The sequence below is a fragment of the Burkholderia cenocepacia genome (genome assembly GCF_900446215.1).
In the GTDB taxonomy this organism is placed as follows: domain Bacteria; phylum Pseudomonadota; class Gammaproteobacteria; order Burkholderiales; family Burkholderiaceae; genus Burkholderia; species Burkholderia cenocepacia.
In genome coordinates, this window is sequence record NZ_UAQZ01000013.1 from 106,650 (window position 1) to 127,830 (window position 21,181).

General features: G+C 67.8%; 18 protein-coding genes. 14 read left to right on the forward strand and 4 right to left on the reverse strand.

What is annotated here, in order from left to right; translation table 11 throughout:
• Nucleotides 1-20: 20 nt before the first annotated feature.
• From DTA15_RS23080 to DTA15_RS23095, 4 genes are all read left to right on the forward strand, one after another.
• The gene (locus DTA15_RS23080; protein WP_006481932.1) at nucleotides 21-677 is read left to right on the forward strand and encodes a LysE family translocator; all 657 of its coding nucleotides are present in this window, start codon (nucleotides 21-23) and stop codon (nucleotides 675-677) included.
• A gap of 116 nt (nucleotides 678-793) precedes the next feature.
• Nucleotides 794-1,969, forward strand: coding sequence for a voltage-gated potassium channel protein (kch, locus tag DTA15_RS23085; RefSeq protein WP_006481934.1), 1,176 nt, complete (start codon nucleotides 794-796; stop codon nucleotides 1,967-1,969).
• Nucleotides 1,970-2,030: 61 nt separating this feature from the next.
• Nucleotides 2,031-2,462 carry a YqaA family protein gene (locus tag DTA15_RS23090; RefSeq protein ID WP_006481928.1) on the forward strand — a complete coding sequence of 144 codons (432 nt, stop codon included), beginning with the start codon at nucleotides 2,031-2,033 and terminating at the stop codon, nucleotides 2,460-2,462.
• A gap of 139 nt (nucleotides 2,463-2,601) precedes the next feature.
• On the forward strand, nucleotides 2,602-4,587 hold the full coding sequence (locus DTA15_RS23095) for a methyl-accepting chemotaxis protein (protein WP_012493311.1): 1,986 nt from the start codon (nucleotides 2,602-2,604) through the stop codon (nucleotides 4,585-4,587).
• A gap of 35 nt (nucleotides 4,588-4,622) precedes the next feature.
• Here the strand turns inward: DTA15_RS23095 and DTA15_RS23100 are convergent, their stop codons facing one another.
• Nucleotides 4,623-6,275 (reverse strand): acyl-CoA synthetase, encoded by a 1,653-nt coding sequence (locus tag DTA15_RS23100; protein WP_012493310.1) that lies wholly within the window; start codon nucleotides 6,273-6,275, stop codon nucleotides 4,623-4,625.
• A gap of 168 nt (nucleotides 6,276-6,443) precedes the next feature.
• On the opposite strand from DTA15_RS23100, the gene DTA15_RS23105 reads away from it, so the two are divergent.
• From DTA15_RS23105 to DTA15_RS23135, 7 genes are all read left to right on the forward strand, one after another.
• Nucleotides 6,444-7,187, forward strand: coding sequence for a Crp/Fnr family transcriptional regulator (locus DTA15_RS23105; RefSeq protein ID WP_006481933.1), 744 nt, complete (start codon nucleotides 6,444-6,446; stop codon nucleotides 7,185-7,187).
• 185 nt (nucleotides 7,188-7,372) lie between these two features.
• Nucleotides 7,373-10,540, forward strand: a complete 3,168-nt coding sequence (locus DTA15_RS23110) for an efflux RND transporter permease subunit (RefSeq protein ID WP_006481929.1) — start codon at nucleotides 7,373-7,375, stop codon at nucleotides 10,538-10,540.
• A 36-nt stretch (nucleotides 10,541-10,576) separates the two neighbouring features.
• Nucleotides 10,577-11,806 (forward strand): efflux RND transporter periplasmic adaptor subunit, encoded by a 1,230-nt coding sequence (locus DTA15_RS23115; protein ID WP_006492925.1) that lies wholly within the window; start codon nucleotides 10,577-10,579, stop codon nucleotides 11,804-11,806.
• A 5-nt stretch (nucleotides 11,807-11,811) separates the two neighbouring features.
• On the forward strand, nucleotides 11,812-13,317 hold the full coding sequence (locus DTA15_RS23120; RefSeq protein WP_012493308.1) for an efflux transporter outer membrane subunit: 1,506 nt from the start codon (nucleotides 11,812-11,814) through the stop codon (nucleotides 13,315-13,317).
• Nucleotides 13,318-13,349: 32 nt separating this feature from the next.
• On the forward strand, nucleotides 13,350-14,045 hold the full coding sequence (locus DTA15_RS23125) for a heavy metal response regulator transcription factor (protein ID WP_006485649.1): 696 nt from the start codon (nucleotides 13,350-13,352) through the stop codon (nucleotides 14,043-14,045).
• Nucleotides 14,042-15,526: a heavy metal sensor histidine kinase gene (locus tag DTA15_RS23130; RefSeq protein WP_006485652.1), complete on the forward strand. Its 1,485-nt coding sequence runs from the start codon at nucleotides 14,042-14,044 to the stop codon at nucleotides 15,524-15,526. Before DTA15_RS23125 ends, DTA15_RS23130 begins: the two co-directional genes overlap by 4 nt.
• A 99-nt stretch (nucleotides 15,527-15,625) precedes the next feature.
• On the forward strand, nucleotides 15,626-16,213 hold the full coding sequence (locus DTA15_RS23135; protein WP_006485658.1) for a LysE family translocator: 588 nt from the start codon (nucleotides 15,626-15,628) through the stop codon (nucleotides 16,211-16,213).
• 12 nt (nucleotides 16,214-16,225) lie between these two features.
• Here the strand turns inward: DTA15_RS23135 and DTA15_RS23140 are convergent, their stop codons facing one another.
• Nucleotides 16,226-17,071 (reverse strand): helix-turn-helix domain-containing protein, encoded by an 846-nt coding sequence (locus DTA15_RS23140; protein WP_006485655.1) that lies wholly within the window; start codon nucleotides 17,069-17,071, stop codon nucleotides 16,226-16,228.
• A gap of 232 nt (nucleotides 17,072-17,303) precedes the next feature.
• On the reverse strand, nucleotides 17,304-17,861 hold the full coding sequence (locus DTA15_RS23145; protein WP_006485654.1) for an inclusion body family protein: 558 nt from the start codon (nucleotides 17,859-17,861) through the stop codon (nucleotides 17,304-17,306).
• A gap of 363 nt (nucleotides 17,862-18,224) precedes the next feature.
• Here DTA15_RS23145 and DTA15_RS23150 point away from each other — a divergent pair, with 363 nt between their 5' ends.
• From DTA15_RS23150 to DTA15_RS23160, 3 genes are all read left to right on the forward strand, one after another.
• A complete protein-coding gene (locus DTA15_RS23150; protein ID WP_006485650.1) occupies nucleotides 18,225-18,779 on the forward strand; it encodes an AidA/PixA family protein in 555 nt (184 codons plus the stop codon).
• Between the two features lie 122 nt (nucleotides 18,780-18,901).
• The gene (locus DTA15_RS23155) at nucleotides 18,902-19,456 is read left to right on the forward strand and encodes an inclusion body family protein (RefSeq protein ID WP_006485653.1); all 555 of its coding nucleotides are present in this window, start codon (nucleotides 18,902-18,904) and stop codon (nucleotides 19,454-19,456) included.
• 403 nt (nucleotides 19,457-19,859) lie between these two features.
• Nucleotides 19,860-20,654 (forward strand): SDR family NAD(P)-dependent oxidoreductase, encoded by a 795-nt coding sequence (locus DTA15_RS23160; protein ID WP_006485656.1) that lies wholly within the window; start codon nucleotides 19,860-19,862, stop codon nucleotides 20,652-20,654.
• A gap of 38 nt (nucleotides 20,655-20,692) precedes the next feature.
• Here the strand turns inward: DTA15_RS23160 and DTA15_RS23165 are convergent, their stop codons facing one another.
• The gene (locus DTA15_RS23165) at nucleotides 20,693-21,067 is read right to left on the reverse strand and encodes a hypothetical protein (protein ID WP_006494939.1); all 375 of its coding nucleotides are present in this window, start codon (nucleotides 21,065-21,067) and stop codon (nucleotides 20,693-20,695) included.
• Between the last annotated feature and the right edge of the window lie 114 nt (nucleotides 21,068-21,181).

Genomic DNA, 21,181 nt, shown 5'->3' on the forward strand with positions numbered 1-21,181 from the left:
CCCGTTCCTGCCCGTCCGTCATGTCGTTCAAGCTTTATCTGTCGTTCCTCGCCGCTTCCGTCGTCCTCATCTACGCGCCCGGCCCCGTCAACCTGCTCACGATGAACCAGGCGCTGCGCACCGGCTGGCGCCGCGCGCTGCCGTGCGTCTGGGGCGGCACGCTCGCCGTGCTGCTGCAACTCGCGCTGACCGCGCTGTGCCTCAATTCGCTGGTCCACCTCGACGAACACGCGCTGACCGTGCTGCGCTGGGCCGGCGCCGCGTATCTCGTCTGGCTCGGCGGCAAGCAATGGCTGAGCCGCGCGCCGGCCGGCGCAGCCGCGGCACCGGCCGACGTCGACGCGGGAACGGCGATCGCCGCGCCGGACGCCGACTCCGGACGCGCGCTGTTCTGGCGCGGCGTCGCGACTTCCGGGCTGAATCCGAAGACGCTGCTGTTCTTTCCGTCGTTCTTTCCGCAGTTCATCAGCCCGACTGCCGACTGGAGCCTGAACCTTCAATACCTGCTGCTCGCCGCGACGTTCGCGCTGCTGTTCGCGGGCGGCGTCGCGTCGATGGCGCTGTTCTCGCACCGGCTGAGCCGCGCGCTGCAGCGGCCGGCGCGGATGCGGGCCATGAACCGCGTGACAGGCGGGCTGCTCGTCGGGATGGGCGCGATCATGGTCGGCTGGAACTGAACGGCCGGCGTGCCGGCTCCGTGGCGGCAACCATCGGGCCCCGCGAAAAAGCAGCCGAACGCCGAATGCTTTAGGGTAGCGGCTGGTTCGTTGGACATGCCCTGCCGGGCGACTGAATGAAGCACGTCACTACCCGCCTGCGGCGCCTGTTCGCGCCGATCGGCCTGCACTGGTATCTCGCCCTCCTGCTCGCGCTCGATGCACTCATGGTGCTGCGCCCCGTCGTCGAACACGCGCGGCTCGGCCTGCATCGCGCCTGGCTCGCCGATGCGCTGAACCTCGTCGACAACATGGGGCTCGTCGTGCTGCCGCAGGTCGTCGTCGCGGCCGGCCTCGCGACGATGGCCATCGGCATCGTGCTGCGCGCCCGCGTCGCGTGGGTGCTGTCGATCCTGCTGCTGGTCGCGGCGGCCGCCATCAGCGTGCTCGGCGGCTATCGCAGCCACGCGGTGTTCGTCTATACGGCCGTGCTGGTCGTCGCGCTGCTGTACTACTGGCGGCACTTCGACCGCGCGAGCATCGCCGCCAGCAGCCTGTTCGCGTTGCTGAGCATCGTGTCGCTGCTGATCTACGCGACCTTCGGCGTGCTCTATCTCGGCGACGAATTCACGCCGCCCGTCCACGATCTCGCCACCGCCGTCTATTTCTCCATCGTATCGATGTCGACCGTCGGCTACGGCGACATCGTCCCGCACGCGCCGACCGCACGCCTGTTCACCGCGTCGGTGATCGTGCTCGGCATCACGGTGTTCGCGACGTCGATCAGCGCGGTCGTCGGCCCGGTGATCGGCGGCAATCTGAAACGGATCGTCAAGGGAGGCATTTCGAACGTGATCCGCAAGCATCATTTCCTGATCGTCGGCGCGACGCCCGTCGCGCATGCGGTGCACGACGGGCTGCGCAAGCGCGGCTACGCGGTGACCGTCGTCGTGCCGGCCGGCGTCGAGCACAACTATCCGGCCGCGACCGACCTGATCGTCGGCGATGCGACCGACCATGCGGTGCTGGAGAGCGCCGGCGCGGCGACCGCCCGCGCGGTGCTCGCGCTGCGTTCGGACGACGCCGAAAACGCATTCATCATCCTCGCGATTCGCGAGATCGCACCGTCGGTGCGCACGGTCGCGCTCGTGAACCAGCAGCGCAACCTCGAACGGCTGCGGCTGTTGAAGCCCGACATGGTGTTCTCGCCGCAGCAGCTCGCGGGCGAACTGCTCGCCAGCACGCTCAACGACGAACCGGTCGACAAGTCGGTGATCTCGCACCTGCTGTTCGGCACGACGGATGCCGCATGAGATCGTGAGCCGATGACCGCGTGACCGGAGCCGGCCGCCGCATGGCCGGTACAATCGCGCGATGTCCGAATTGCTCACTTACGGCGGCCTGTTCGCCGTGTCGATGGTCGCCGCGACCCTGTTTCCGCTCCAGTCCGAAGCCGTGCTCGCCGGCCTGCTGCTCGCCGGGCGCGAACCCGCGTGGGCGCTGGTGCTGGTCGCGAGCGTCGGCAACGTCGCCGGCTCGGCGATCAACTGGGCGCTCGGCCGCGGCATCGAGCATTTTCGCGAGCGCCACTGGTTTCCGGTCAAACCGTCCGCGCTCGCGCGCGCCGAGCGCTGGTATGCGCGCTACGGCCGCTGGTCGCTGCTGCTGAGCTGGGCGCCGGTGATCGGCGATCCGCTGACGATGATCGCCGGCGTGCTGCGCGAGCCGCTGCCGACCTTTCTCGTCATCGTGACGATCGCGAAAGTCGGCCGCTATCTGGCCGTCGCGTGGCTCGTCACGCACTGACCTCCGCTTCCCCTTCGCCCGCCTGCGGGCCCGTGATCCGCGACATCCGCTAAAGATTTCGCGAAAGTTGCCGTATTAACGGGACCACGAGCGGTGACGCGTGCGTTCCGCCTCCTCTCACTCCCACTCAGGATGTCTCATGAGAATGACCCAATTGGGCCGGGTGAGCGTCGGCGCGCGTCTGGCCGCGCTCGCGTGCGCGCTCGTCGCCTTGCTGTTTACCGTGTTTGCGTGGACGCTCGCCCATTTCGCCGGCCAGCAGCTCGCCGATGAAGCGCATCAGCGGATCGCCGACAAGGAGCAGTCGATCCGCGCGATGGTCGACCTGTTCGACCAGGCGTTGAGCGCCGAAGCCAACCGCTCGATGTCGCTGTTCGCGAGTTTCCTGCCGGCCGATTTCACGCTCGACCCGGCGCGCACCGTCGACATCGGCGGCGTGGCCGCGCCGACCCTCCTCGCGGGCGGCCAGCCGCTCGACCTCGATTACTCGATTCCCGACCAGTTCCTGAAGAAAAGCGGCGCGATCGCGACGATCTTCGCGCGCGACGGCGACGATTTCGTGCGCATCACGACGTCGCTGAAGAAGCAGGACGGCGCGCGCGCCGTCGGCACGAAGCTCGACCGCGCCGGCCCCGCGTATGCGCCGCTCGTCGCCGGGCGCAGCTACACGGGCCTCGCGAAGCTGTTCGGCCGGCCGTACATCACGCAGTACAAACCGGTGACCGATGCGGGCGGCCGCGTGATCGGCGCGCTGTTCGTCGGCCTCGACATCGGCGCCGAGCTCAAGCTCGTCGAAGACGGCATCCGCGCACTGAAGATCGGCGACAACGGCTACTACTTCGTGCTCGATGCATCGCAAGGTCCGTCGCGCGGCACCTTCGTCGTGCATCCCGATGCGGCCGGCCAGCGCGCCGACGACACGCGTGCGCCCTACGCGCAGATGCTGGCGGCCGGCGAAGGCCGGCTCGCGTACACGTCGACCGATCCCGCCGCGCACGACGGCGGGCCGAGCGCGAAATTCGTGTCGTTCACGACGATTCCGCAGTGGCAATGGCTCGTCGGCGGCGTTGCGCTCGACGACGAGCTGCTTGCCACCATGCGCGCCACCCGCAACCGCTTCCTGATCATCGGCGCCGTGCTCGTCGCGGCGTTCGCGACGCTGTTCGTCATCGTCGTGCGACGCGTGGTGAGCCGGCCGCTGGAAGCCGCCGCGCGCGCGTCCGAACGCTATGCGGCGGGCAACCTCAGCGTGCGCATCCGCGACGGCGCGGGCGGCGCGCCCGGCGGCACGGGCAACGACGAGATCGGCCGGCTCGTGCAGGCGGTCGACGGGATCGGCGACGGCCTCGCGCGGATCGTCGCGCAAGTGCGCAACAGCGCCGCCGACATCGCGCACGGCACGGTCGGCATCGCGGCCGGCAGCGGCGACATCGCCGCGCGGATCGCGACGCAGGCCAGCAGCGTCGAACAGACGGCCGCCAGCATGGAGCAGATCACCGCCGCCGTGCAGCAGAGTGCCGAGCACGCGGCGCAAGCCAACGCGCTGGTCGCGGACGCGTCGGCCGCCGCGACGAACGGCGACGCCGCGGTGCAGCGCGTGGTCGCGACGATGGACGACATCGGCCGCGCGACGCGCCGGATCGCCGAGATCACCGGCGCGATCGAAGGCATCGCGTTCCAGACCAACATCCTCGCGCTGAACGCGGCCGTCGAAGCCGCCCGCGCGGGCGAACACGGCAAGGGCTTCGCGGTGGTCGCGGCCGAGGTGCGCGCGCTCGCGCAACGCAGCGCGGCCGCGGTCAAGGAAATCGACGCACTGAGCACCGAATCGTCGACGACCGTCGAACAGGGTTACCGGATCGCGGACGCCGCGCGCGGCACGATGCGCGACATCGTCGCGCGGGTTGACCAGGTGCGCACGCTGATCGGCGAGATCAGCGCCGCGTCGCGCGAGCAATCGACCGGCATCGAGCAGGTGAACCTGGCCGTCACGCAGATCGGCGACGCGACGCAGCAGAATGCGCGGCTGATCTCGGATGCCGAGCGCGCGGCCGTCGCGCTGCGCGACCAGGCCGCGCAACTGTCGGACGCGGTCAGCGTGTTCCGGCTCGAACGCGACGCGTGACCGACGGCGGGCGATCGGCCGCGGCCGGGCCTCGACTACTTCTTGTCGCCGGCCAGGTCGATCGCCTTGTCCGAGCCGACCGCGTGGCGCAACTGGAACTTCTGGATCTTGCCGGTCGACGTCTTCGGCAGCTCACCGAAGCGCACGGCCTTCGGCACCTTGAAGCCCGCGAGCAGTTGCCGGCAGTGCGCGACGATCTCCGCCTCGGTCGCGCTCGCGCCTTCGCGCAGTTCGACGAACGCGCACGGCACCTCGCCCCACTTCGGGTCGGGCATCGCGACGACGGCCGCCACGGCCACCGCCGGATGCCGGTACAGCGCGTCCTCGACCTCGATGCTCGAGATGTTCTCGCCGCCCGAGATGATGATGTCCTTCTTGCGATCCTTGATCCGGATATAGCCGTCCGGCATCAGCACCGCGAGATCGCCGGTATGGAACCAGCCGCCGTGGAACGCCTCGTCGGTCGCCTTCGGGTTCTTCAGGTAGCCCTTCATGCAGATGTTGCCGCGGAACATGATCTCGCCGAGCGTCTCGCCGTCGGCCGGCACCGGCGTCATCGTGTCCGGGTCGAGCACCGTCGCGCCCGCTTCGAGGTGGTAGCGCACGCCCTGGCGCGCATTCAGCCGCGCGCGCTCCTCGTCGGACACTGCGTCCCAGTGCGATTGCTTCGCGCAGACGGTCGCCGGGCCGTAGACCTCGGTCAGCCCGTACACGTGCAGCAGGTCGAAGCCGATCTCCTTCATCTTCGCGATCACGGCCGGCGCGGGCGCCGCGCCCGCGACCATCGCGTGCACCGTATGGTCGATCCCCGCGCGGAACTCGGCCGGCGCGTTCGCGATCGCGCTCTGCACGATCGGCGCGCCGCAGTAGTGCGTGATGCGCTCGCGGCGAATCAGGTCCAACACGGTCTTCGCATCGAACTTGCGCAGGCACACGTTCACGCCCGCGCGCGCCGCGACGGCCCACGGGAAACACCAGCCGTTGCAGTGGAACATCGGCAGCGTCCACAGATACACCGCGTGCTTCGGCATGTCCCATTCGAGGATGTTGCTGATCGCCGCGAGGTACGCGCCGCGATGGTGGTAGACGACGCCCTTCGGGTCGCCGGTCGTCCCCGACGTGTAGTTCAGCGCGATCGCCTCCCATTCGTCGGCGGGCGGCGTCCACGCGTAGTCGGGGTCGCCGCCGGCGACGAACGTCTCGTAGTCGGTCGCGCCCGCGAAACGGTCGGGGTCGGCCGGCAGCGCGTCGGCCACGCTGACGATCTTCAGGCCCGGCACCTCGAGCGCCGCGCGCTGCGCGACCTCCGCGTATTCGGTGTCGACGATCAGCACCTTCGCCTCGCCGTGACGCAGCATGAACAGCACCGACGACACGTCGAGCCGCGTGTTGATCGTGTTCAGCACGGCGCCGGCCATCGGCACGCCGAAGTGCGCCTCGACCATCGCCGGGATGTTCGGCAGCAGCGCCGCGACCGTGTCGCCGCGCCCGACGCCGGCCTGCGCGAGCGCGCTCGCCAGCTGCTTCGCGCGCGTGCAGGTCTCGCCCCACGTGCGCCGCACGTCGCCGTGCACGATCGCGAGGCGCTCGCCGTAGACTTCCGCCGCCCGGATCAGGAAATCGATCGGCGTGAGCGGCACGTAATTGGCATCGCGGCGGCCGAGCCCGGCCTCGAACATCTGCGTCATGATCCTGTCTCCCGTGTTCTGTCGACCGGAGCGCACGCACCCCGGATCGTTTTGATGTGGTTCAATTGCCGACAGCCTAACGGGCGCTATTGTGAGCCGTCTGTCATCGAAACGACAGAGTGCCGCTCGAGCGCTGCGCGTTATCCCTATCCTCGCAAACCCGCACCCATGCACGACCATCCCGACGCGGCCGCCGCCCCGGCCGACCCGCCTCCCGCACCGGGCCCGCTGCCGCCGCTGGCGACACTGTTCGGCCAGTGCGCGTGGTTCCGCACGCTGGCGCCCGAGCACCAGGCGCTCGTGCTGGCCCAGTCGCACGTCGAACAGTGCGAAGCCGGCGACGTGATCGCGCACCGGCTCGCGCCTTCCGCATACTGGATCGGTGTCCATCAGGGGCTGCTGAAGCTCGCGATCTTCAACGTGTCGGGGCGCGGCTGCACGTTCTCCGGCGTGCCGTCGGGCGGCTGGTTCGGCGAAGGCAGCGTGATCAAGCGGGAGCTGCGCAAGTACGAGGTCGTCGCGATCCAGCGCTCGACCGTGCTGTTCGTGCCGGTCGACACGTTCCATGCGCTGCTCGACACGAGCCTGCCGTTCACGCGGTTCGTGATTCATCAGTTGAACAACCGGATGGGCGAATTCATCGCGTCGATCCAGAACAGCCGGCTGCTCGACGTCGACGCGCGCGTCGCGCAGGCGCTCGCGCAGCTCTTCAACCCCGCGCTGTACCCGGATACCGGCCCGTCGTTGTCGATCTCGCAGGAGGAACTCGGGATGCTCGTCGGCGTGTCGCGTCAGCGGATCAACCAGGCGCTGCAGCAACTCGAGAAGCTCGGCGCGTTGCGGCTCGCGTACAACCAGATCGACGTCGTCGATCTCGATGCGCTCGCCCGCTTCGGCATGGAGCAGCTTTGAGCGCCGCCCGATGCGCGAAACCGTCGCGATCGCGGCAGCGCATTCCGTCTGCGGAATCGGCCGACGGCCCGCGCGCCTCAACCTGACGATTCCGCCAGTTTCACGACAGTAACCCGTGCCGGGCCGACGCCTATCATTCGGGTTCCCTTCACCGCCGCCCGATCACCGCCTGCCCCGCCGCCTCCATGTGGATCGTCAATCTCGCGCTCAGGCGCCCCTACACGTTCATCGTGATGGCCATCATGATCGTGCTGGCCACCCCGCTTGCGCTGATGCGCACACCGGTCGACGTGCTGCCCGCGATCAACATCCCGGTGATCAGCGTGATCTGGAATTACAACGGCTTCTCCGCGACGGAGATGACGAACCGCATCACGTCCGTGCATGAACGGGTGCTGACGACGACCGTCAACAACATCCAGCACGTCGAATCGACGTCGCTGCCCGGCATCGCGGTCGTGAAGGTGTTCCTGCAACCGGGCGCGAACGTGCAGACGGCGATCGCGCAGACGGTCTCGTCCGCGCAGGCGATCGTGCGGCAGATGCCGCAGGGCGCGACGCCGCCGCTCGTGATCACCTATTCCGCGTCGAGCATTCCGGTGATCCAGCTCGGGCTGTCGAGCAAGACGCTCAGCGAACAGTCGCTTGCCGACATCGCGCTCAACTTCCTGCGCCCGCAACTGATCACCGTGCCGGGCGCGCAGATCCCGTTCCCGTACGGCGGGCGCCCCCGCGTGGTCGCGATCGACCTCGATCCGCAGGCGTTGCTCGCGAAGGGCCTCACGCCGGCCGACATCGTCAACGCGGTCAACGCGCAGAATCTCGTGCTGCCGACCGGCACCGCGAAGATGGGCCAGACCGAATACCGGATCGACACGAACGCGTCCGCCGATACCGTCGCCGACATCAACGACCTGCCGGTCCAGACCGTCAACGGCGCGACGACCTACCTGCGCGAGGTGGCGTCGGTCCGCGACGGCTTCGCGCCGCAGACCAACGTCGTGCGCCAGAACGGCCAGCGCGGCGTGCTCATCTCGATCCTGAAAAGCGGCGACGCGTCGACGCTCAAGGTCGTGTCGGACCTGAAGGCGCTGCTGCCGAAGGTGATCCCGACGCTGCCCGAGGGGCTCACGATCACACCGCTGTTCGACCAGTCGGTGTTCGTTAACGCGGCCGTCCAGGGCGTGATCCACGAGGCGCTGATCGCCGCCGTGCTGACCGCGATGATGATTCTGCTGTTCCTCGGCAACTGGCGCAGCACGCTGATCATCGCGATCTCGATTCCGCTGTCGATCTTCACGTCGCTGATCGCGCTGTCCGCGCTCGGCGAGACCATCAACATCATGACGCTCGGCGGGCTCGCGCTCGCGGTCGGCATTCTCGTCGACGACGCGACCGTCACGATCGAGAACATCGAGCGGCACCTCCATCTCGGTACGAACCTGCACGACGCGATCCTCGAAGGCGCGGGCGAGATCGCGGTGCCCGCGCTCGTGTCGACGCTGTGCATCTGCATCGTGTTCGTGCCGATGTTCTTCCTGACGGGCGTCGCGCGCTTCCTGTTCGTGCCGCTCGCGGAAGCCGTGGTGTTCGCGATGCTCGCGTCGTACGTGCTGTCGCGCACGCTGGTGCCGACGCTCGCGATGCTGCTGTTCCGCCCGCAGCAGGCGCACACCGGTGCCGACCATTCGGCGTCGCGCTTCGCCCGCATCCATCACGCGTTCAACCATGCGTTCGAGCGGCTGCGCGCGTGGTACATCGTGCTGCTCAGCATCCTGCTCGTGCGCCGCCGCTTCTACGCGCTGTGCTTCCTCGGCTTCTGCGTGCTGTCGACCGGCCTCGTGTTCATGCTCGGCCGCGATTTCTTCCCGAACGCCGATTCCGGCAACATCCGGCTGCACATGCGCGCACCGACCGGCTACCGGATCGAGGAAACCGCGCGCCTCGCCGACCAGGTCGAGCGCGTGATCCGCGAAACCGTGCCGCCCGACGAGCTCGGCGCGATCGTCGACAACCTCGGCCTGCCGGTGAGCGGCATCAACCTGTCGTACAGCAACGCGGGCACGATCGGCACGCTCGACGGCGAGCTGCTGATCGCGCTGAAGCCCGGCCACCGCGCGACCGGGCACTACGTACAGACGCTGCGCACGCTGCTGCCGCAGCGCTTCCCGGGCGTCGAGTTCTTCTTCCAGCCGTCGGACATCATCACGCAGATCCTCAACTTCGGGCAGCCGGCCGCGATCGACGTGCAGGTGCTCGGCAACGATCTCGCGAGTAACATGACCATTGCGAGCAGCCTGATGAAAAAGATCAGGCAAATCCCGGGCGCCGTCGACGTGCACGTGCTGCAACGCAACGACGAGCCGACCTTGCTGGCCGACATGGACCGTACGCGCATGCAGCAGCTCAATCTCTCCGCGCAGAACGTCGCGCAGAACATGCTGATCTCGCTGTCGGGGAGTTCGCAGACGACGCCGTCGTTCTGGATCAACCCGCGCACCGGCGTCCAGTACCCGCTGCAGATCCAGACCCCGCAATACAACCTGTCGTCGGTCGACGACCTGCTCGGCACGCCGATCTCCGCCAGCGGCCGCGCCGGCGCGCCGCTGCAACTGCTCGGCAACCTGGTGCAGGTCCGCAGTACCGTGAACCCGGCCGTGATCACGCACTACAACATCCGCCCGGCGATCGACGTGTACGTGAGCGTCGAGGGCCGCGACCTCGGCGCGGTCGCGGGCGAGATCGACCGCATCGTGTCCGACGCGCGCGCGACGCTGCCGCGCGGCACCGCCCTCGCGATGCGCGGCCAGATCGAGACGATGCGCACGTCGTATCTCGGCCTCGGCGCGGGCGTCGCGATGGCGATCGTGCTCGTCTACCTGCTGATCGTCGTCAATTTCCAGTCGTGGCTCGACCCGCTGATCATCATCAGCGCGATGCCGGCCGCGCTCGCCGGCATCGCGTGGATGCTGTTCGTCACCGGCACGCACCTGAGCGTGCCCGCGCTGACCGGCGCGATCATGACGGTCGGCGTCGCGACCGCGAACAGCATCCTGGTCGTGTCGTTCGCGCGGCAACGGCTCGCGGCCGGCGCGCCGCCGCTCACGGCCGCGCTGGAAGCCGGCGCGACGCGGATCCGGCCGGTGCTGATGACGGCGCTCGCGATGATCATCGGGATGGTGCCGATGGCGCTCGGTCTCGGCGAAGGCGCCGAGCAGAATGCGCCGCTCGGCCGCGCGGTGATCGGCGGGCTGCTGTTCGCGACCGTGTCGACCTTGCTGTTCGTGCCGCTCGTGTTCGGCGGCGTGCATGCGCGGCTGGCCCGGCGGCGTGCGCGCCAGGCCGGACACTGACTTTCGCCCCACTACCCGGTTGAATTGGTTGAATTCATGGAAGAGAAACATCACAGCGCCGTCGGCATCCAGGTAGACGAACACGGCATGCACCTGCCGGCGCGCGCGTCGGTGTCGCGACGCGGACGGATCGTCCTGATCGTGATCGGCGTGCTGCTGGCGGCGGGCGCCGCGCGCACCATCGTCGTCAACGTGCTGAACCAGCATCGCCTCGACGCGGTCGCCGAGCAGAACACGCGCCAGTACGTGAGCGTCGTGCATCCGGTCGACGCGGCCACCGGCGGCAAGCTGACGCTGCCCGGCACGCTTCGCGGCTTCGTCGAGGCGCCGATCCATGCGCGCGCCAGCGGCTACGTGCTGCGCTGGCAGGCCGATATCGGCGCGCACGTGAAACAGGGGCAAACGCTCGCCGAGCTCGATACGCCGGAGCTGAACCAGGAACTGGCGCAGGCCACCGCGCAACGTCAGCAGGCGCAAGCCGCGCTCGCGCTCGCGAAGACGTCGTTCGACCGCGCGCAGCAGTTGCGCCAGCGCGATGCGGTGTCGCAACAGGAACTCGACGACCGGCAAGGCGCGTTCAACCAGGGCACCGCGAACCTCGCGGCGGCCGATGCGAACATGCGCCGCCTCACCGAACTGAAGGGCTTCCAGCGGATCGTCGCGCCGATCGACGGGATCGTCACGCAGCGCAACGTCGACGTCGGCGATCTCGTCAATTCCGGCAACGCGGGCCGCGCGCTGTTCACGGTCGTGCAGGCCGACCGGCTGCGCCTGTACGTGCAGGTGCCGCAGGCGTATGCGCAGCAGGTGAAGGTCGGCCAGCACGTGAGCGTCGCGCAGGCCGAGCTGCCGGGGCGGACGTTCGACGGCACGATCACGCGCACGTCCGAGGCGATCGACGTCGCGACGCGCTCGCTGCAGATCGAGATCACGCTGCCGAACCCGGACGGGCGGCTGCTGCCCGGCGCGTACGTGCAGGCGACGCTGCCGATGACGCCGGTCGGCCGCCTGCAGGTTCCGGCCAATACGCTGCTGTTCCGCGCCGAAGGCCCGACGGTTGCGACCGTCGATGCGAACGGCCAGGTCCACCTGAAGCAGGTGACGGTCGTGCGCACGATCGGCCAGACGCTCGAAGTCGACGGGCCGATCACGCCGAACGACCGCCTCGTCGCGAACCCGAGCGACGCGCTCGCGAACGGCGACCGGGTCGTCGTGCAGGCGCCGGCCGCGCAGCCGGCCTCCGCGGTCGCGGGAGCGAAATCGTGAGCGCGATGCGCACGCGCGTGCGGCCCGTGGCGCTCGCCGCCATCGTTGCGGCCGCCGCCGTCGCCGGCTGCACGGTCGGCCCGGATTACCGGCGCCCGCCCGTCGATACACCGGCCGCGTGGCGGCTCGATCCGGCCGACCAATACTGGCAGCCGGCCGCGCCGGCCCGCGCGCCGCTCGATCCGGTCTGGTGGACCGCGTTCGGCGACGCGCAGCTCGACGCGCTGGAAGCCGACGCGCTGCGCAACAACCAGAACCTGAAGGCGGTGGCCGCGCGCTACGACCAGGCGAAGGCGACGCTCGCGTCGGTCGCGTCCGCGCAGTATCCGGCCGTCGGCCTGAACGCGAGCGGCCAGCGCTTCAAGATCTCCGCCGACCGGCCGCAGACCAACTACGCGACGCGCAGCATGTCGACCGTGCAGAACGAGATCCAGGTCGGCGCGGCGGTCAGCTACGAACTCGACCTGTTCGGCCGCGTGCGGCGCAACGTCGAAGCCGCGCAGGCCAGCTCCGAGCAGGCGCGCGACGATTTCGCGAATGCGCGCCTCGTGCTGAGCGCCGATCTCGCGTCGAGCTATTTCGCGTTGCGCGAACTCGACACCGAGATCGACGTCGTCAAGCGTTCGATCGATCTGCAGCAGAAGGCGCTGGATTACGTGAGCGCGCGCCACGACCTCGGCGCGGTATCGGGGCTCGATCTGCTGCAGCAGCGCGCGCAGCTCGACGCGACGCGCACGCAGGCGCAACTGCTGATCCAGCAGCGCGCGCAGGTTGAAACCGCGATCGCGACGCTGGTCGGCGCGCCCGCCCCCGAATTCTCGCTGCCGCCGCGCGTGGTGCCGATCAACGCGCCCACGCTGCCGACCGGCATGCCGAGCGACCTGCTGCAACGGCGCCCCGACGTCGCGTCGGCCGAGCGCGCGATGGCCGCCGCGAACGCGCAGATCGGCGTCGCGCGCGCCGCGTATTTCCCGCGCATCACGCTGTCGCCGGACCTCGGCTGGGACGCGACCCGCTTCGCGGGCCTGTTCACCGTGCCGGCGCTGCTGTGGTCGGTCGGCGGGTCGCTCAGCCAGCCGCTGTTCGAAGGCGGCAAGCTGAAGGCCGGCGTCGATTTCGCGCAGGCCGGCTACGTCGCCGCGCAGGCCAGCTACCGGCAGACCGTGCTCACCGCGTTCCAGGAGGTGCAAAATGCGGTGACCGGCCTGTCGGTGCTCGCGCAGGCCGCGCAGCAGGCCTCCGCGGCCGTCGACGACGCACGCAAGCTCGTGTCGCTCGCGCAGGATCGCTACGCGGGCGGCCTGACGCCGTTCATCGACGTGCTGACGGCCCAGCAACAGTTGCTGACGAGCGAGCGCCAGGCCGTGCAGATCCAGGGCCAGCGCGCGGCGCTCGTCGTGTTTCTCGCGAAGGCGCTCGGCGGCGGCTGGGACGGTGGCACCGAGAGTGGCCCGGCGCCGTCCGACGTCGCGTCGGCGGCCCCGCAGCGCGGCGCGGGTGTCGGCCCTTGACCCGCCCTTAACCGGTTACGCGGAAAACCAACATGAAAGTGCTGATCGTCGAAGACGAACCGAAAGTCGTCGAATACCTGAAGAGCGGCCTGACCGAGGAAGGCTGGGTCGTCGACACCGCGCTCGACGGCGAGGACGGTGCGTGGAAAGCCGTCGAATTCGACTACGACGTGGTCGTGCTCGACGTGATGCTGCCGAAGCTCGACGGCTTCGGCGTGCTGCGTGCGTTGCGCGCGCAGAAGCAGACGCCCGTCATCATGCTGACCGCGCGCGATCGCGTCGACGACCGCGTGCGCGGCTTGCGCGGCGGCGCCGACGACTACCTGACCAAGCCGTTCTCGTTCCTCGAGCTGATCGAACGGCTGCGCGCGCTGACGCGCCGCGCCCGCGTGCAGGAATCGACGCTGATCTCGATCGGCGACCTGCGCGTCGACCTGATCGGCCGCCGCGCGACCCGCGACGGCACGCGGCTCGACCTCACCGCGCAGGAATTCCAGCTGCTCGGCGTGCTCGCGCGGCGCAGCGGCGAGGTGCTGTCGAAGACGACCATCGCCGAACTCGTGTGGGACGTGAACTTCGACAGCAATGCGAACGTCGTCGAAACGGCGATCAAGCGCCTGCGCGCGAAGCTCGACGGCCCGTTCGCGGACAAGCTGCTGCACACGATCCGCGGGATGGGCTACGTGCTCGAAGCGCGCGAGGACGGCGACGCGGAGCGGCGCGCATGAAACGCTCGATCATCCTGCGGCTTTCGGCGATGTTCGGCATCGTGTCGCTGCTCGTGTTCACGCTGGTCGGCTGCGGGCTGTTCGTGATGATGGAGCGCCAGCTGTTCGCCGAGTTGCGCGCGACGATCGACACGCGCGCCAAGGTCGCCCAGATGATCGTGTCGCACGCGACCACGGCCGCGCGCGGCCGCCTGATGCAGGAAAAGCTCGCCGATCTCGAGCCGCCCGACGGCTCGACGCACTACCAGGTAATCAGCGACAACCCCGCGTTCCGCTTCGGCAGCCCTGTCGACGGCGTGCCGCTCGACCCGCCGTTCGGCGCGTTCCAGCGCTACCAGCTCAACGACAGCAGCTACGCGGTGATGACGAAAACCATCACGCTCGCCGGCGCCGGCGAGCGGCCGACGCTGCAACTGGTGGTCGCGACGTCGTGCGAACGGACGCAGCGGATGCTGCGCCGCTTCGGCTGGACGCTGGCCGCGCTGATCGCGACGGCCACCGTCATCACGCTGCTGCTGAGCCGCGCGGTCGCGCGCTTCGGGCTCGCGCCGCTCGACCGGCTGTCGCAGGACGCGGCGAGCGTGAGCGCGACGAACCGCCGCCAGCGGCTGCACACCGACGCGCTGCCGACCGAGCTGCGCGATCTCGCGACGTCGTTCAACGGCGCGCTCGAACGGATCCAGCAAACCTGCGCGCGGCTCGAAGCGTTCAACGCGGACGTCGCGCACGAGCTGCGCACGCCGATCAGCATCCTGATCGGCCAGACCCAGGTCGCGCTGACGAGCCGCGACCGCTCGGTCGACCGGATGCGCCAGACGCTGCAGTCGAACCTCGAGGAATTCGAGCGGCTGCGCGTGATCATCAACGACATGCTGTTCCTGTCGCGCAGCGACCGCGGCGAACGCGCGACCGACCTGAAGGACGTATCGCTCGCCGACGAGGTGCGGCGCATGCTCGACTTCCTCGAAATTCCGCTCGACGAGGCGCGGTTGCGCGCCGAACTGCACGGCGATGCGCGCGCGGCCGTCGATCCGTCGCTGTTCCGCCGCGCGATGACGAACCTGCTGATCAACGCGATCCAGCATTCGGCGCCCGGCGCGACGCTGAACGTGACGATCACGCGCCGCGACACGCTCGTCGAAATGGCCGTGTCGAACCCCGGCGAGCCGATCGATCCGGTGCTGCGCTCGCATGTGTTCGAGCGCTTCTACCGGCTCGAGGAAGCGCGCGCGAACAGCAAGGAAAACCACGGGCTCGGGCTGTCGATCGTCAAGGCCGTGGCCGAAATGCACGGCGGCGGCGTGTTCGTCGCGTGCTCGGGCGGCGTCAACACGTTCGGCTTCTCGGTATCGACGCAACCCTGCTCGGGCGGGCCGCTGCGGCCGGCCGATGTCGCCGGCGCGGTGGATTCGGCCGATTCGGCCAATCCGTCTGGTCCGCGCGACGCGCGGCCGGCGCACGCGCCGCGCGCGCTGCACTGACGGCGGTCGCGCGCCGCCGAGGGCAGTTTTCTTCAATACGGGCCGACGCGGCGCCCGTAGTCTCGATACGACTTTCGACATGTCGCATGGAGACACCTGATGAGCATGCTGGTTTCGATGGCCGCGTTCGCGCTCGCCTCGTCGATCACCCCCGGTCCCGTCAACATCGTCGCGCTCAGCGCGGGCGCCCGCCACGGCCTCGGCGCGAGCCTGCGCTACGCGGCCGGCGCGACGCTCGGCTTCGTCGCGCTGTTCCTGCTGATCGGCCTCGGCCTGCACGCGGCGCTCGCGCGCTGGCCCGTACTGACGACGGCCACGCAGTGGTCGGGAATCGCGTTCCTGCTGTACATGGCGCTGCGGCTCGCGCTCGACGACGGCCGGCTGTCGGCCGATCCGCACGTGGCCGGCCCGTCGGCGGCGTCCGGCGCGGCGATGCAGTGGCTCAATCCGAAGGCATGGCTCGCGTGCGTGGCCGCGATGGGCGCATATGCGGCCGATGGCGACCGCGCGCAGGTCTGGCAGTTCGCCGCGCTGTATCTGGTGATCTGCTTCGCGTCGATCGCATGCTGGGGCTATGCGGGCGCGTCGTTGCGGCACCGGCTCGCGAACGCACGGCGCATGCGCGTGTTCAACCGGCTGATGGCGCTGCTGCTCGCGGGCAGCGCGCTGTTCCTGCTGGACGTGTAGCGGCTTCGCCGGTCAGCGCATCGCGCTGCGATACTGTCCGGGCGTCGCGGCCGCGATCCGCCGGAATGCGCGCTGGAAATGCGCCTGGTCCGCAAAGCCGGCGTCGAGCGCGACTTCGGCGATCGGCCGGCCGCGGCGCAACTCGGTGCGGCCGTACTGCACGCGCCGATCGATCAGGAACGCATGGGGCGTCATCCCGTAACGCGCATTGAACGCGCGGATCAGGTACGACGGCGACAGGTCGGCCGCCGCGCAGATCGCATCGAGCGTGACGGACTCGCGGCAATGGGCGGCGATGTAGTCGGCCGCGCGCGCGAGTTTCGCGTTGTCGTCTCCCGGCCGCCGGTCGGGCAGTTCACGATCGAGCGCGCCGTGCAGCGCCGTGAAGAATTCGACCGCCGCACTTTCCTTGCCGAGCGCATCGATGCCGGGCGACACGAGCGTGCGATAGAAGCCGCCAAATTGCGCGAACAGGTCGCCGCGGTCGGTCCACTTCGGCGAAAACCCGTGGAAATCGCGGTTCGGATCATGCCCCAGCGAGTGTTGGAGCCGCGCGAGCCACGGCACGTCGACATAGACCATCCGGTATGCCCACGCATCCGGGCCGTAGGGATTGCAGGCGTGTACCTGCTCCGGATCGATGATCACGAGCACGCCGCGGCCGACGTGCGCGTTCGTCGCACCGTTTACGTACGTGCTCGTGCCGCCGACGATCGCGCCCACCGACAGCGTGTCGTGCGTGTGTTTCGCATAGCAGATCGCACGCCCGTCGTCGACCGTGCGCGCCTCGATGAACGGCAGCGCGGTATCGCGCCAGAACGGCGACGGTACGGTGGATCGGTTGGCGGTACGGTTCACGCGGCGGGCTCCGGTTCGGACGAATGCTCACCGTACAAGACTGTGCGGCGCCGCGCAACCGCACCGTCCGGCTTCGATGTTCGGTTGAATCGTGCCCACGACGATGATCGTGGGCACGATCCTGCCCGTCGCCGGCGCCCGACACGATGTCGCGCTTGGGCCGGGACATCGCGCCCTGTACCCGCCTACAGGCGTTTCCGCCTGCTCGGGCGCCGACGTCGAGACGATCGGGTCAGGCCGGCACGTAGATCTTCGGATCCCACCAGTAGTAGCCGAACAGTTCCTGGTTCTGCCCGCCGACGAGCTTGTAAAGCGCGAAGCAAACGCCGAAATATTCGGTGCCGCTTTTCCGGACCGACGAGTCGAAAGTCGCGAACGTGAGTTGCTTCTTCAGCGGCGGGAGGCCATTGCGGCTCCCCGAATCCGGGTTGGGTTCCACCGCGCCATTGCGGACGACGGTGTTGCAGACGAACGGGTTGAATACCTCGTCGCCTTGATAGCGCGGGATGTTGTAGATGATCACGGCATCGTCGGAGTTGTCGTAGATCGACACGCCGGTGAACTGGACGCGGTCACCCGGATATGCGGTGATTTCCAGGTCGGCCGTACCCTGCCCCTTGACGCCACGCGCGCCGGTGCAAATCAGGAACTGGCCATTGTGGGCGATGCCCGTCGGCTTGTTCGGATCCTGGCTCGGATTCGGATACGTTTTCTTGACCCATTCCGTATCGATCACCGCGATGATGTTGATGTCCTGTGCGCTCGATGCAAGAGTGACTTCGGTAGCCATGGCTGATCTCCATTCATTAAGCGTTATGAATTTAAATCCGACGACGCGTCATTGGCGCGTCAAGGACAATATCGTCCTCTTCGGCAATCGAAATCAATTACAGTCGATTACGCGGCGACGAACGTTTTAATTCACACCTGACAACCCGATTCCAGACCGAAAAAATCCATAAAAATCAATTACAGTCGATTACACCGCGACATCGACCCCATCTCGTCCGCGAAAAGCAATTTTCATTAAAATAAATCCCCCATCAAACCTGACAGGTACTAAAACCAATATAAATGGCCAATACTGGAAAAGCGCATCGCCGATGCGCCACGCGCACCGCACGGGCAATTGGCCCACCACGGAGGCATTCCAATGAAAGTCGATCCGAACAGTATCAATCTGGAAAAAGCCGCTCAGTCCATTCAAATTCTTGCAGTTATCGACACGAATTACATAAAGAGAAGTCACCCCAATCCGAGCCTGAACGCGCAGAACCCGACCAGCATCCCCAGCACTGCGTTGTTCATGCTCAACGGCCACGCGCCCGGCGTGAGCAGTTCGGAGGGAAACGGTAATCTGGGCCTGAAATTGAATGTCGGCGACAAGGTATCCCTGATGGGGACGTCGCTGGCCGACAATTCCGGAGACGCTGCGCTGATTTACCACGTCCAGCAATACTCGGGCGCTCAGGTGTTCGCTCCGTTTACCGCGGTGACCATCGAACAGGCTGGCGCGGCGAGCGCTGCCGAAACGCCGGACCTCATCGCGACCTCGGCGCAATCCCAGGTCTTCCAGGCATTCGAATCCGTCGCAAAATCCGCCGGATCCGAGTACCTCGCCACGTCTTTTGCGCTTTATACGCGGAGCCAGAACAGGAAATCCTTGTTCGGCTACTTCTTCTGGGTCTGGCAAGCCGCCGCTGCTTGACGCGAGCGCCGCCGACAACTCGCTCCGAAGCGATACGGGAGCGATTCAAGTCGGCAGATCTTGCGCGGCGCCCCGGACGGTGCCGCGCCTTTTCCGCGACAAAACCAAAATGGAGCACCCGTATGACAGCCGATCTTGGAAGCCTCACGCTCGACCCGAGCGCGCAGCAAATCGACATCCTTGCGGTAATCGACACGGAATACATCAAGTGGAGATACCCGCATCCGAGCAGGCAGCCCGAATTACCGATCTCCGTCGATCACCGCGCCGTGCGCCTGCTGTATACCGGTGCGCGGGGCGGGTCGATCGGAAACGGCCCGGCCGACCCTGTTCTGACGCTGTATCCGGGCGACACGGTTTCACTGAGGGCAGTCTCCCTCTATGGGAACGTGGACGACGCGGTGCTGATTTATCAGGTTTCGCACCTGTTCGGCCAGCAGGTATTCAACCCGTTTTCGCAGGACTTCCTCGACGTGAACGCCGTGCAACTGAATCCTGAAACGCGCGACGGCCTGCCGCCGATGACGAAGCCGCAGACTTTCGTCAGCATTGGCTCCAAGGCAAGAGAGAGCGGGATAGAAACGCTTGGCGCGTGCTTCGGGCTCTATACGCTGGAAAGAAGCACCCAGGAGCTGGTCGGATACTACTGGTGGGACTGGTTCGTCACGTGCTCCTGATATTCGCCTTCCGGCGTTGACGGCTCACCCGTTCCGCGGGCAATAGTCACGAAATGGGCTGGCGGCATGCACGGCATCCGCCAGCATCGGCAGTGGCGCCGACTCTTTCCGGCCGACATTCGACCTGCTGCCATCGCGGCCGGCGAATACGTCGTCGGTCGGGTACCGCGCGGGTGAAGCACGCGCGGTACCCGATCTCACGCGTGGTTGCCCCGAGCCGGCACGGATCTCTCGCGACCGAGATCCACGCCGGCACTTCACGACTTCCCTCCCCGGCATTCCTGCATGACCGCCGCCGACGCGCTCGCGAGATGGCCTATTGACCGGAATTTGCCTAAGCTTTGAATTCCGTCCGCCGCGGCACGCGCGGCGCTTCCCGTTCACTCTTCCCCCCGCCACGCTCATGCAGATCGATCTGAAAGGCAAGACCGCGGTCGTCACCGCTTCCACCGCCGGCATCGGGCTCGCGATCGCCGAAGGACTCGCGCGCGCCGGTGCGCGCGTCGTCGTCAACGGCCGCAGCGACACGTCGGTGCAATCCGCGCTCGAGAAACTGCGCGACACCGTGCCCGGCGCAAGCTTCGACGGCGTCGCCGCCGACCTGTCCGATGCGGCCGGCGTCGCGCGTGTCACGCAGCACACGCCGGATGCCGACATTCTCGTCAACAACGCGGGCATCTACGGCCTGAAGCAGTTCTTCGACATCGACGATGCCGAATGGGAACATTATTTCCAGATCAACGTGATGTCCGGCGTGCGGCTCGCGCGGCATTACCTGAAAGGGATGATCGAACGCAATGCCGGGCGCATCGTGTTCATTTCGTCGGAATCGGGCCTGAACATTCCCGTCGACATGATTCATTACGGGTTCACGAAAACCGCGCAGTTGTCGATCGCGCGCGGCCTCGCAAAACTCGCGGCCGGCACCAACGTGACCGTCAATTCGGTGCTGCCGGGGCCGACGATGTCGGAAGGCGTGCGCGCGATGCTGAAAGCGCAGGCCGACGAAACGGGCCGCAGCATCGACGACGTCGCGGTGGATTTCGTGCGCACCGAGCGCGCGACGTCGATCATCCAGCGGCCGGCGCTGCCCGAGGAAATCGCGAACCTGGTCGTGTACGTGTGTTCGCCGCTCGCCTCGGCCACGACGGGCGCCGCGCTGCGCGCCGACGGCGGCGTGCTCGATACGATCGCGTGACGCGTGCGTGACACGCTCGCGCGGCGCAGGCGGCCGCGCTAGCGCGATGCGGCCTTGCCCGGCTGGAGCGTGCCCTTGCGGTCGGCGTCCATGCACGAATCGAAGCCGTACTGCGTGACGACGCCGGCCTTGTCGAACACGACGAAGTACGACCGGTGATCGTTGCCGTGCTCGATGAAATAGTTGTAGCAGACACCGCTGCCGTTGCGGACCATCCAGACGCTGCGCGGGTTGCCGGCGGCGCGGACGACGTCGGCGCGCGTCGCGCCGTGCCTCGACGCGGCCCGTGCCAGCGGCGTGCGCGAATACGAAAACGGCAGCCACGAGTCGAACCACGCACAGCCATGCAACATCAGGCAGCTGGCGGCCAGGGACAGCGTCGCTGCGGGACGGGACATCGAAATCAATCGCATGCTCGGGGAATCTGCTGCGCCATGCCGGCGTGATCGAAAGCCCCATGCTACTCGACCTTTGGGTCCGGATCGAAAAGAAATGTAGAGATCGTTATCCGGATCCCTGCGATCGCA